Genomic DNA, 13,050 nt, shown 5'->3' with positions numbered 1-13,050 from the left:
TACCTTCTAACATAACTATCTAGAGAATCTCTCAGCTAATGATTCTCCTCTCTGAAGACGTTTCATGTTATACTCTTCCCCTTCAAGGCATTTATATGATTGTTAATTATTATATACAATAGTGTAAAAAACGAAACCTTATTCGTCAAGATAAATTTAAAACTACAGCTTTTCGTGCAAAAAAAAGAAGATAAGTAGAATCCTCTACTTATCTTCTTTCCCCCGCTATTTGCGGGCAGTAAGACCTCCACCTCAAAACTCAGCTGAAGCAAAGAAGTTAGATGGGAGCCCTGCTGCCCGTAAACGCCCAATTGGTGAAGGCTAATCATCAGCGGAGAATGCCTTTACTTTATCCGTTCCCTTGCTGGGCAGCTTGTAATTGCGACAGGAAATATTCTATATTGCTAACGAGCCAATGCGATTGTTGCAAACTCTTTACTCCGCGCAGTTCATTTTCCTCGTTGCGATTATCTCTTCTTTTCTTATAAGACTGGATTTGCCGAATAAATTGCGATGGATACGTCATATACGCAAACATAAGTAGTTGCTCTTCTTTCGTAAAAGGGAAATTTTTTTGATACATTTGAAACCATTCAAACCGATCACTTCTTGCGATTGGATATGTGTTTAAAGAACGTGAATAAAAACCTACTATATCTTGCACAGGCGTTGCAAACTTCGATTTTTCTAAACTAATAAAATAGCCATTCCGCTCATAGTCAAATAAAAAATGATTAAGTGACACATTACCATGCACAAAAGTAATACGCGTTTTCTCTTTTTCTTTCATCGCATCGTTCCACTCATTTAATTGCTTCGTTGCAAATTCACGCGCTCTCATTACATGATGATAGTACGTACAATATTGCAATTCAAACGGGGACATATACCATTTTGATTCAGATTCTACGAGAAACTCTTCTAACATCTCACCATCATTTTCCCAACGATCGGATATACTTGTATAATGTTTTTCTAAATCTTCTTCCGTATACGTTTCTTCCTTCACAGTTTTTTGATGCAACGTTCCAAGTGTCTGAAACATTTTATGGTATTGATCATTGTCCTCACCGTTTCCTTCTGCACGTTCTAACCAAGGCATTAAATAATAATTATACGTCCCGTCACTTAAAATATAACTTCCATCCGTCGCATGATATATAGGTACATAATTTGAAAAACCTTTCTCCTTCAAATATTGAATATGATGCAGAAAGTTATTCCGCTCTAACTTTCTGCCTTCTATTTTCTTGAGTGCATATGGACCTTGATTCGTATAAATTTTCATTACATTTCCGTGCTCTTCCATATGCTGCGTATCCAATCTATATTGCCTCACAATAGGTTCATAGTGATTTCGCAACTCAATATCCATACGAATAACCCTTTCTATTCAAAACATAGCCTCTAAGAAAGGAAGTGAGTGAAAACACTCACTTCCTTATTTCGTCTTTACCCTTGAAACGGGAATATAAATAATTTGCCCCGTATTTAAAAATATATCTTCTGTTTGATTGACACGGTGTAAATTTTGTACAGACGTTTCATAACGGTCTGCAATAGATTCAATTGTATCCCCTTCTTGCACGAAATACATTCTTAACTTTGTAAATTCTTCTTCCGGTTCTTTCGTAAATAGTTTTGTTAAATAAAGCGCATTTTCATCTCGCTGTGAGTACTCTTCTTCTTGTTCTTCCTGCTTTTTCGCTTTTTCTTTCTTGAAATCTTTTCGTCCGAACAGTTCAAATTGTGGCGTTGTTTCTTGCTCCTCTTCACGTTCCACAAATTCATGTTCTTCTATTTTCTCTTCTTCTAATTCCTGCTCTTTTCTTTCCTCTAATTGGAACGGTTCAAATGCGTAATCTTCCCACTCATCTGATTCCTTATATGCTGGTTCTTCTACATGCGGCGCCGGTCTATTTTCATCCTCTTGCGCTGAATCTTCTTCTAACTCAGCATACACCGTTTCTTCCTCTTCCTCTTCAACTTCATCCTCGCTTCTCTCTTCATCACACAAACCTGTAATAGATATATCCGCTAATAATTGTAAGCAACCATTTTCCTTTAATTCATAATCAAATTCCTCGATTGATACATATAGCTCTTCAATTACTTTCACTCGATTTCTCGGAATTGATATTTCAAGTGGAAAGGAATGAACAAGTTCATTAACCCCATCTTCTCTTGTTTCTACATAATCAATTGACTTTGCTGGCGATAGTTCTCTTAATGAATACGCCGAATCATCTTTTCGTGCAACATACTCTCCCGTTAAATCTAATTGTCCTCTCACGATTACTTCATGATCAAGCTCTTCTATCTCAACGTCTGGATCTAACGAAATTGACAAAAGTTCTTCGACTTCCTGTCCTTTTTGGAACCACACAGATTCTTTTAATGAAAATCGTAATGAATGATCTGCAGCCACTTCTTTTCCCCCTCCCAAACTATATGTCATTACAGATTTATGTGCGGAAAGCTTACTTTATGAATAAAAAAAATCGCTCCCCTTACGGAGAGCGATTTTCTCTAATACATTACGCTTTTAATTTTGACATTGCAATTTCAGCTGCTGCAATCGTCGCTTCAATATCTGCATCACTATGTGCTGTCGATAAGAATAAACCTTCGAATTGAGATGGCGGTAAGAATACACCTTGTTCTACCATTTCACGATAGTAAGCCGCAAAGAATTCTAAGTTTGAAGATTTTGCTGCATCGTAATTAATAACGGGTTCATCTGTAAAGAAAATACCAATCATAGAGCCTGCACGGTTAATATGGTGAGGAATGCCATGTTTTTCAGCTGCTTTACGTAATCCAGCTTCTAACATTTCAGCTTTACGCTCAAATTCTACATATGATTCTGGCGTTAACTGTACTAACGTTTCATAACCTGCCGCCATTGCAAGTGGGTTACCTGATAAAGTACCAGCTTGGTAAATCGGTCCGCTTGGCGCAACTTGGCGCATAATTTCCGCTTTACCACCGTATGCTCCTACTGGTAAACCACCACCGATTACTTTACCTAAGCATGTTAAATCAGGCGTTACGCCATAATAACCTTGGCCACAATTATAAGCTACTCGGAACCCTGTCATTACTTCATCAAAAATAAGCAATGCACCGTTTTGTTCTGTTACTTCACGAAGACCTTCTAAAAATCCAGGCTGTGGAGGAACAACCCCCATATTTCCTGCTACTGGTTCTACAATTACACAAGCAATATCATCACCGAATTGTTCAAACGCGTATTTTACGCTTTCTAAATCGTTATAAGCTACTGTAATCGTATTTTTCGCTACACCTTCTGGTACACCAGGACTATCTGGTAAACCTAAAGTCGCCACACCAGAACCAGCTTTAATTAATAGCGAATCACCATGACCGTGGTAACAACCGATAAATTTCAAGATTTTATTACGACCTGTATAACCACGAGCTAAACGTAGTGCACTCATTGTTGCTTCCGTTCCAGAGTTAACCATACGCACAATCTCAATTGATGGCACGCGCTCAATAACAAGTTTTGCTAATTTATTTTCAATTTCTGTTGGTGCACCGAAGCTTGTACCTCTTTCAGCAACAGATTTTAACGCTTCTACAACACGATCATTTGCATGACCATGAATTAAAGGACCCCATGATAATACGTAGTCGATATATTCATTCCCATCGATATCATATACTTTAGAGCCTTTTCCACGCTCCATAAACAACGGATTCATCCCAACAGACTTAAAGGCACGAACCGGGCTATTTACGCCACCAGGCATTAAGTCTTGCGCCTCTTCAAACGCTGCAATTGACTTATCAAACTTTTTCATTATTTAGCGCCTCCTTCTTGTAACCATCTTGCTGCATCTTTTGCATGATACGTAATAATTAAATCTGCTCCTGCACGTTTCATACTAATTAATTTTTCAAGAACAACTTCTTTTTCATTAATCCAACCATTTTGCGCTGCCGCTTTAATCATCGAATATTCACCACTTACATTATAAGCGACAACTGGTAAATTAAAGTTATTTTTCACATCACGAACGATATCTAAGTAAGAAAGAGCTGGTTTTACGATTAAGAAATCTGCACCTTCCATTACATCCGATTCTGCTTCACGGAATGCTTCCATACGGTTTGCCGGATCCATTTGATATGTTTTACGGTCACCAAATTGCGGTGCACCGTGCGCAGCATCACGGAATGGTCCATAAAATGCTGATGAATATTTCACAGCGTACGACATAACTGGCACGTGTCCAAAACCATTTTCGTCTAATGCATGGCGAATTGCTGTTACGAAGCCATCCATCATGTTTGATGGCGCAATAATGTCCGCTCCTGCTTTCGCTTGACTTACAGCTGTTTTCGCAAGAACTGCAAGAGACTCGTCATTTAAAATAATACCATCTTCAATTACACCGCAATGACCATGGCTTGTAAATTGACATAAACATGTGTCTGCAACTACTACTAGTTCAGGGAAATCACCTTTAATTTGCTGAATAGCACGTTGTACAATTCCATGATCACAATATGCTGATGATCCAACTTCATCCTTTTCAGCAGGTAAACCAAATACAATAACAGAACGAATACCTAAATCAACAACTTCTTGCATTTCAGCTTGCAATAAATCTAAAGACATTTGATATACGCCTGGCATAGAAGGAACTTCATTACGAACATTTTCACCTTCTAATACAAAAATAGGGTAAATAAAATCTTCCGTATGTAAAAACGTTTCACGCACAAGCGCACGCATGCCCCCGCTTTGTCTTAAACGACGATGACGATTAAATTGTAAAGAGTTCATAGATTTCTATCCCCATTCTTTCATTTTATAGATTCACAAACACATTGTAGTAATGCTTCTACAGTGTACTCTTTCGGCACAATAACAGACGGAAAATAAAGACTTGCCTCTTTTTCCGTAATAGGTCCTATACAAGCAATTGTACATTTTTTTGTCCATTCTCTCCAGTTTGTACCCTCAAGTAAACGAACAAAACTAGTAACAGTTGAAGGGCTCGTAAATGTAATAATGTCTACTTTCCCTAACTTCAATGCCGCTATAAGCTCTTGCTTTTTTTCTATATTCACTTTCGTACCGTATACGGTTAGCTCATCTAGAGAAACACCAATTTCCCGAAGTGCAACCGGAATTACCTCTCTTGCTAAATTCCCTTTCGGAAATAAAATACGTTCATTTCCACTTAATTCTTTTAGAAACTCTTCTGCAAATGCTTCTGCAACAAATGAAGTCGGAACAAAATGAACTTGATAGCCCCTTTTTTCTAACTCTAATTTTGTTTTCACACCTACCGCAGCGATTTTAATGGTTAGTGGTAGTTTCTTTTTTAAACTATCTAGAAAAAAAGCTACACCATTTCTGCTCGTAAAAATAACCCAGTCGTATGAATGTAGCTGCTCTTCAATATGTTGAATTTGCCTATGAGACATACCTTCCATACGCAAAAGCGGAATTTCCAATGGAATTCCGCTCTTTTCTTTCACTGCTACACTCATTTGTTTCGCTTGATGCTGGGCACGTGTAATCAATACCGTTTTTCCAGCGAGAGCGTTCATATTTATTGTTGCTCCTTATTTGCAGCAAGAATGAGTTCTTGGGCGCCTTGCTTAATTAAACGGTCCGCGGCCTCTAATCCTACTTCCTCAGGATTAGTACCCACTACTGTCTCTTTTAATAAAACAGAGCCATCCATAGAGCCAACAAGAGCTGTTAATTCGATTGCATCGTTCTCTGTAAGGGTTGCATATCCAGCAATTGGAACTTGGCATCCACCTTCAAGTTTATGAAGAAATACTCGCTCCGCTGCCACTGTTCTTTCTGTTATCGTATCATTAATATGCGCTAACAATTGCAATAAATCCTTATCATCCTCACGACACTCAATCGCTAATGCACCTTGTCCTACAGCAGGTACACATAACGTTTCATCTAAATGTTCTGTAATAACTTCATCATCCCAGCCCATTCTTTGTAATCCAGCTGTCGCTAAAATAATCGCATCGTAATCTTCTTCTTTTAATTTACGTAAACGTGTATCGATATTCCCGCGAATCCACTTAACTTGTAAATCTGGTCTCGCAGCGAGTAGCTGTGCACTACGTCTTAAACTACTCGTACCTAAAATAGCACCTTCCGCTAACTCTTTAAACGATGCTCCATTTTTTGAGATAAAAGCATCACGAGGGTCAACACGCTTTGGTGTACAACCAATCATTAAACCTTCTGGAAGTACGGCTGGCATATCTTTCATACTATGTACAGCCATATCGATTTCTTTCGTAAGTAGCGCGTGTTCAATCTCTTTTACAAACAAGCCTTTGCCGCCTACTTTTGAAAGAGTAACATCTAAAATAACATCACCTTTTGTGACAATTTCTTTCACTTCAAATTCATATGGTAGACCTAGGGCTTTTAACTGATCAATAAACCAGTTTGTTTGCGTTAATGCTAGTTTACTCTTTCGTGATCCTACAATAATTTTGCGCATAATTCTCTCTCCTCATTATAAATACCAAAAGTGGAAATTGGATAAACTGCTTAATAGAAAAATGTTTACTAGCATTACGAGAAACGATCCGATATTCCACTGTACAATTTTCTTACCTTGCAACACATCTGCCGCTCGTAAATATAAACCTGTGCAATACACAAATAGAACGACAAAAGATCCGATTACTTTCGTATCATACCAATGGAAATTATCCAATTTTGTATATCCCCATATACATCCTAATAAAATTGCTAGTAAGAAAAATGGAACAGAAAATAAATTTAATCCGTAAGACATAGATTCTAGCTTCGGTAAATTCCCTAACCTTCTTAATCTCGCATTCCATTTTTTCTTTTTTAATAGGCGATATTGTAATAAGTACATAATAGAAAAAATGAACGATACAGTAAACGTTGCGTAAGAAATAATTGCCATACCGACATGCACGTATACAAGTTCTGAAACTAATTGTTCCGCAAGTACTGGCGACATCTTTCCGAGCGGTGTAAAAATAGAAAAAGCGCTTACGCCAAATGCAACAACATTTGTAAAAAAGACTAAAAAGTCGATTCTCATAAATCGATTAATGACTAACGACATCGTAATCAATAACCAAACATAAAAATAAATCCCTGATAATAAAGTTAAAATTGGATTCGTTTCTGAATCTGTAGCCCTAAGCAACATAAAAATAGACTGCAGGACCCATACAATCGCAAGTAACCAAAAAGCAAATCGGTTCGCCTTTCGGTTACTTTGGAAATAATCTATAAAATATAAACTAATGCTACAAGCATATAAAATAATTGCAATATGATAAATAATACTGTTATTTAAAAAACTCATCCGATCATCCTTCCAAATTATAAAGATGGAACGGATGGTGTCCACACTTTTTTATGTTCTACTTCTTCCGCACAACTCTCTACGTCTTCCGTTTCTAAATCGAAAATCTTCGCAAATAACGCTAATTTTTCGCTCGCTCCCTCTTCAGCAGCTATTTCTTTCGCTACTAAAATTGGGTCTTTTAATAATTGATTAATAATACTTTTCGTATGCTTACTAATGACTTTTTTCTCACGATCACTAAGGTTTGGTATTTTTCGCTCTAGGCTTACCATCGTTTCACTTTGGATTGCAAGTGCCTTATCACGAAGAGCTGATATTAATGGAACAACACCAAGTGTACTTAACCACGTTTTAAATAGAACAATTTCCTCTTCAATCATAAATTGAATTTTCTCTGCTTCTTTCAAACGCTCAGCACGGTTTGCCTCCACTACTCCTTGTAAATCATCAATATCATACAAGAAAGAACCTTCTAGCTCATCAATCGCTGGATCAATATCACGTGGCACTGCAATGTCAACCATAAACAAAGGGCGACCAGAGCGCATTTTCTCTACCTTTGTCATCATCTCTTTCGTAATGACATACTCCGATGCACCAGTTGAACTAATTAAAATATCTGCTTCTAATAATGCACATTGTAATTCGCTTAATGATTTTGCATGTCCCATATATTTCTCAGCCATTACTTCTGCTTTCGAAAGCGTCCTATTCATAACTGTTACTTTACGAGCACCACTTCCATATAAGTTTTGCAGTGCAAGTTCGCCCATTTTACCAGCACCAAGAATAAGCACATGACAATCTGTTAACTCGCCAAATATTTTCTTTCCAAGCTCAACAGCAGCATAACTAACAGACATCGCACTTTCCCCGATTGTTGTTTCTGAGTGGGCACGTTTTGCTAATGTAATGACTTGCTTAAACAATTCATTAAAAATTGTGCCTGTTGCTTTAACTTGTTGCGCTTCTAAAAAGCTATCTTTTATTTGACCTAAAATCTGCGTTTCTCCGACTACCATAGAATCTAAACCGCACGTTACGCGGAATAAATGATCTATTGCACCATCTTGTTCAAAAATAGTTAAATATGGCGCGACTTCTTCTATTTCAAGCTGAAACCAATCAGCTAAAAACTTCTTAATATAATACCGTCCCGTGTGTAATTGATCGACAACAGCATAAATCTCAGTGCGATTACAAGTTGATACAATGACATTCTCTAACACGCTCTTTTGATTTTGTAATGTAGTCATCGCTCGCTCTAGTTCTGCTGCCTGAAATGTGAGTTTCTCACGAAATTCTACAGGGGCTGTTCGATAATTTACACTAACAACAAGAATATGCACGCAGCATGTCCCCCTTCACCCGTTTTATCACTTTATCTACTATCATAATACAACTTTCCTCTTATGAATCTGACAATCGTGTGAACAACTGATTATTTTTTAATTATTCTCCGTATGTAATAAAGGAGATTCAGTAACACTAATAAAAAAACTTCTACTTTATAATGATTATAAATTAATAACTCTATTTGTACGTTACCAAAAAAAGCCCTCATAATCAAGTGATGGAAACTATTCCATATAAATTATAACATCATCTTCCCTATCTTCTTTCATCATGAAGGAAAATATGTATGATTGTTCCAAAATGTAACAAAGACTTTCTCAATACAATGTATTTGACATTGTATTTCTTTTTCGTTATATTGGTTTTATAAAATTAAATTGTGCACAACTTAATTAGAAGGGAGTTATTTATGACAGAAGACTCTTTGCATCTAGATAACCAACTTTGTTTTTCTATTTACGCCTGCTCTAGAGAGGTTACTCGTTTTTATCGACCTTATTTAGAAGAAATGGGTATTACGTATCCCCAGTACATTACTTTACTCGTACTATGGGAGCAAGATGGACTAACAGTAAAAGAAATTGGAGAACGTCTATTTTTAGATTCTGGTACGTTAACACCTATGTTAAAACGCATGGAATCATTAAAACTTGTAAAACGTGTTCGTTCCAAAGAAGACGAGCGAAAAGTTTGTATTGAATTAACAGAACAAGGCAAAGATTTAAAGGAAAAGGCTTGTTCATTACCGACAACGATGGCTACAAACTTAGGAATTACAGAGCAAGAATATCGCTCTTTATTAATTCAACTAAATAAACTAATTGACACAATGAAAACAATTAATGATGGAAAAGGGGAATAAATATGGATAAATTATATACTGCTTCAGTAACAGCAACAGGTGGAAGAAATGGGAAAGTAGTTTCAGATGATGGCATATTAAATCTTGATGTAAAAATGCCGAAAGCACTAGGTGGTGCAGGCGGAGAAGCAACAAATCCAGAACAACTATTTGCAGCTGGTTATGCAGCTTGTTTCGATAGTGCATTACAACTTGTCATTCGTACAAAACGTGTGAAAGTAGAAAGTACAGAAGTAACTGCTCACGTTTCTATCGGAAAAGATACAGATGGTGGTTTCGGTCTATCTGCTGTACTTGATGTACATGTGGCTGGCGTTTCACATAGCGAAGCACAAGAACTTGTAGAAGCGGCTCACGGTGTATGTCCTTATTCGAAAGCAACACGAGGAAATATTGAAGTTACATTAAACGTACGCTAAAAAATTTAGCAAAACAAAAACGCGCGACATTCGTCACGCGTTTTTTGTTTTTGTAAATTTATGAATTGCTTTCCACGCTTCTTCTTTTCCAAGTCCTGTTTCAGAAGAGAATAGAACAATTTCATCGCCAATTTCAACAGCAAGCGTTTCTTTTACAACTTTTAAATGCTTTTGCCATTTCCCTTTCGGAATTTTATCGGCTTTCGTCGCAATAATAATTGTTGGGATTTCATAATGCTTTAAGAAATCATACATCATCACGTCATCACTTGTTGGTTGGTGACGTAAATCAACTACTAATACAGCTGCGTCTAATTGCTCACGAGTTGTAAAGTACGTTTCAATCATTTTCCCCCATGCAGCGCGCTCCGATTTAGATACTTTTGCATATCCATAACCTGGAACGTCAACAAAGTGCATCATCTCATTGATTAAGAAAAAGTTCAGCGTTTGCGTTTTTCCTGGTTTAGAAGAAATACGCACTAACTTTTTACGATTTAAAATTTTATTAATAAAGGAAGACTTCCCCACATTTGAACGACCTGCTAATGCAATTTCTGGTAAATCACTGTCTGGATATTGTTCTGGTTTAACAGCACTAATTACAATATCTGCTTTTGTTACTTTCATTGTTTCACTCCTACTAATGCGTGCTCCAATACTTCATCTAAATGAGATGCAAGCACAAACGTAAGGTTTTCTTTTACGCTCTCTGGAATATCATCTAAATCTTTCTCGTTTTCTGCTGGCAAAATAATTTTTGTTAAGCCTGCGCGGTGAGCACTTAATGTTTTTTCTTTTAAACCACCAATTGGTAATACACGACCACGAAGTGTAATTTCACCTGTCATACCCACTTCTTTACTTACAGGAATACCTGTTAGCGCAGAAATAAGTGCCGTTGCCATCGTAATACCTGCTGACGGTCCGTCTTTTGGAACTGCTCCTTCTGGAACGTGAATATGAATATCATTTTTCTCATGGAAATTCGGATCGATCTGAAGCTCTTCTGCACGAGAACGTATATAACTAAACGCAGCTTGTGCTGATTCTTTCATAACATCCCCAAGTTTCCCTGTTAAAATTAGTTTCCCTTTTCCTGGCGCTACAGAAACTTCAATGGCAAGTGTATCGCCGCCTGCTGCTGTGTAAGCTAGACCTGTTGCCATACCAACTTGGTCTGTTTTTTCAGCTTGCCCATAACGGAATATGTGTTTACCAAGTAAATCAACAATCTTTTTCTCTGTCACAACGATACGTTTACGTTCTGCTGTAACGATAATCTTCGCTACTTTACGGCAAACTTTTGCAATTTGGCGCTCTAGCGTACGAACACCAGCCTCACGTGTATAATAACGAATAATCTCAAGAAGCGCTTCATCACGCACTTGTAAATTACCTTTTCGTAAGCCATGTTCTTTTAATTGTTTCGGCAACAAATGCTCACGAGCAATGTGTACTTTTTCAAGTTCTGTATAGCCAGCAATCGAAATGATTTCCATACGGTCAAGTAATGGACCTGGAATACTTGAAAGTGTATTAGCAGTTGCTACAAACATAACTTTTGATAGATCATATGGTTCTTCAATGTAATGATCACTGAAGTTATGGTTTTGTTCTGGATCTAATACTTCAAGTAATGCCGCTGATGGATCTCCACGGAAATCGTTAGACATTTTATCAATCTCATCTAATAAGAAGACTGGATTAACTGTTTTCGCCTTTTTCATACCTTGAATAATGCGTCCTGGCATTGCTCCAACATATGTACGACGGTGACCACGAATTTCAGATTCATCACGCACACCACCAAGAGATACACGGACGAAGTTACGATTCAATGATGTTGCAATTGAACGCGCTAACGAAGTTTTGCCGACCCCAGGAGGGCCTACTAAACAAAGGATAGGTCCTTTTAATGAATTCGTTAACTTCTGTACAGCTAAATATTCAAGTACACGCTCTTTCACTTTTTCAAGACCGTAATGATCGTTATTTAAAATCTCTTCCGAATGAGCAAGGTCAATTATATCTTCTGTTGCCTCTGTCCACGGAAGCGCTAATAACCAATCAATATAATTGCGAATAACACCACTCTCCGCAGAACTTGCTGGTAACTTTTCATAACGATCTAATTCTTTCAGGGCAGCCTTCATTGTTTCTTCCGGCATTCCTGACTGTTCAATTTTCTCACGAAGTTCTTCTACTTCTCCGCCCTTGCCTTCTTTGTCGCCAAGTTCAGTTTGAATCGCCTTCATTTGCTCACGTAAGAAATATTCTTTTTGCGTGCGCTCCATGGAACGTTTCACTTTTTGCCCAATTTTCTTTTCTAGGCTAAGTAACTCTTGTTCATCTTGAATAATTGAAATAAGTGTTTGTAATCGTTCTTTTACAGATACAATCTCTAAAATCTCTTGTTTCTGCTTCGTTTTAATCGGCAAGTGAGAAGCAATTAAATCAGCTAATCTCCCTGGTTCTTCCACATCAGCTACCGTTGCAAAAGTTTCATTTGAAACTTTTTTCGAAACTTTAATATATTGTTCGAAATGCTCCAGTAACGTACGCATAAAAGCTTTCTCTTCTAAATCATCTTCTACTTCTTCAGTTACCTTTTTAATAGACACTTGTACTACATTTTCTTCTTCGATAAACTCTATTACTTCTGCTCTATGTAAACCTTCCACAAGGACACGAAGCGTACCGTTCGGCAATTTTAACATTTGCTTCACTTTCGCCACTGTACCTACACTATATATGTCATCTTCTTTCGGATCATCGATATTCATTTCTTTTTGCATTGCTAAAAAGATGATATTTTCATCCATTGCCGCCTGCTCTAGTGCTTGTATCGATTTATCACGTCCTACATCAAGATGCAAAACCATCGTTGGATATACGAGAACGCCTCTTAATGGTAGGAGGGGCACGATTCTTTCGTTCGTATTCATACTAGACATAGCACCTCCATAATAAATTAAACTCCTGTTCAACTATTTTATATTACAATACACCTAGATGCAATTGCTGAGATTCCGCGCAA

12 protein-coding genes and 1 other annotated feature (1 of these 13 running past the window's edge) are annotated in these 13,050 nt (G+C 37.4%); of the genes, 2 read left to right on the top strand and 10 right to left on the bottom strand.

Translation table 11 applies throughout. The features are described 5' to 3' along the window. Positions 1 to 95 (bottom strand) — a binding site (T-box leader); it reaches 137 nt to the left of the window's first position. A gap of 254 nt (positions 96 to 349) precedes the next feature. The 8 genes from ysxE to hemA form a co-directional block, all read right to left on the bottom strand. Continuing rightward, positions 350 to 1,375: a spore coat protein YsxE gene (gene ysxE, locus ACK1U5_RS17280; protein WP_000350658.1), complete on the bottom strand. Its 1,026-nt coding sequence runs from the start codon at positions 1,373 to 1,375 to the stop codon at positions 350 to 352. A 66-nt stretch (positions 1,376 to 1,441) separates the two neighbouring features. Beyond that, entirely contained in the window at positions 1,442 to 2,458 is a 1,017-nt protein-coding gene (spoVID, locus tag ACK1U5_RS17275) for a stage VI sporulation protein D (RefSeq protein WP_002062448.1), read from the bottom strand. A gap of 79 nt (positions 2,459 to 2,537) precedes the next feature. Continuing rightward, on the bottom strand, positions 2,538 to 3,827 hold the full coding sequence (gene hemL, locus ACK1U5_RS17270; RefSeq protein ID WP_000712943.1) for a glutamate-1-semialdehyde 2,1-aminomutase: 1,290 nt from the start codon (positions 3,825 to 3,827) through the stop codon (positions 2,538 to 2,540). Then, the gene (hemB, locus tag ACK1U5_RS17265; protein ID WP_001087065.1) at positions 3,827 to 4,816 is read right to left on the bottom strand and encodes a porphobilinogen synthase; all 990 of its coding nucleotides are present in this window, start codon (positions 4,814 to 4,816) and stop codon (positions 3,827 to 3,829) included. Before hemB ends, hemL begins: the two co-directional genes overlap by 1 nt. 20 nt (positions 4,817 to 4,836) lie before the next feature. Beyond that, a complete protein-coding gene (hemD, locus tag ACK1U5_RS17260; RefSeq protein WP_000992348.1) occupies positions 4,837 to 5,589 on the bottom strand; it encodes a uroporphyrinogen-III synthase in 753 nt (250 codons plus the stop codon). Between the two features lie 2 nt (positions 5,590 to 5,591). Next, positions 5,592 to 6,521: a hydroxymethylbilane synthase gene (gene hemC, locus ACK1U5_RS17255; RefSeq protein ID WP_001226402.1), complete on the bottom strand. Its 930-nt coding sequence runs from the start codon at positions 6,519 to 6,521 to the stop codon at positions 5,592 to 5,594. Between the two features lie 15 nt (positions 6,522 to 6,536). After that, positions 6,537 to 7,370: a cytochrome c biogenesis protein gene (locus ACK1U5_RS17250; RefSeq protein WP_000008991.1), complete on the bottom strand. Its 834-nt coding sequence runs from the start codon at positions 7,368 to 7,370 to the stop codon at positions 6,537 to 6,539. A 17-nt stretch (positions 7,371 to 7,387) separates the two neighbouring features. Beyond that, entirely contained in the window at positions 7,388 to 8,722 is a 1,335-nt protein-coding gene (gene hemA / locus ACK1U5_RS17245) for a glutamyl-tRNA reductase (RefSeq protein ID WP_000547867.1), read from the bottom strand. Between the two features lie 416 nt (positions 8,723 to 9,138). On the opposite strand from hemA, the gene ACK1U5_RS17240 reads away from it, so the two are divergent. Next, positions 9,139 to 9,591 carry a MarR family winged helix-turn-helix transcriptional regulator gene (locus ACK1U5_RS17240; RefSeq protein WP_000133916.1) on the top strand — a complete coding sequence of 151 codons (453 nt, stop codon included), beginning with the start codon at positions 9,139 to 9,141 and terminating at the stop codon, positions 9,589 to 9,591. Positions 9,592 to 9,593: 2 nt separating this feature from the next. Continuing rightward, a complete protein-coding gene (locus ACK1U5_RS17235; protein WP_000359781.1) occupies positions 9,594 to 10,010 on the top strand; it encodes an organic hydroperoxide resistance protein in 417 nt (138 codons plus the stop codon). A gap of 33 nt (positions 10,011 to 10,043) precedes the next feature. Here ACK1U5_RS17235 and ysxC read toward each other — a convergent pair whose 3' ends face one another. Continuing rightward, complete coding sequence (gene ysxC, locus ACK1U5_RS17230) at positions 10,044 to 10,640, bottom strand: ribosome biogenesis GTP-binding protein YsxC (RefSeq protein WP_000869116.1); 597 nt, start codon at positions 10,638 to 10,640, stop codon at positions 10,044 to 10,046. Continuing rightward, complete coding sequence (gene lon, locus ACK1U5_RS17225) at positions 10,637 to 12,967, bottom strand: endopeptidase La (RefSeq protein WP_061138933.1); 2,331 nt, start codon at positions 12,965 to 12,967, stop codon at positions 10,637 to 10,639. The genes ysxC and lon overlap by 4 nt, the downstream gene beginning before the upstream one ends. Positions 12,968 to 13,050: the final 83 nt, after the last annotated feature.

It is taken from the genome of Bacillus sp. XB1, assembly GCF_053557995.1.
Note: the sequence above shows the minus strand (reverse complement) of the source record. Positions and strands in the feature narration are given on the sequence as shown.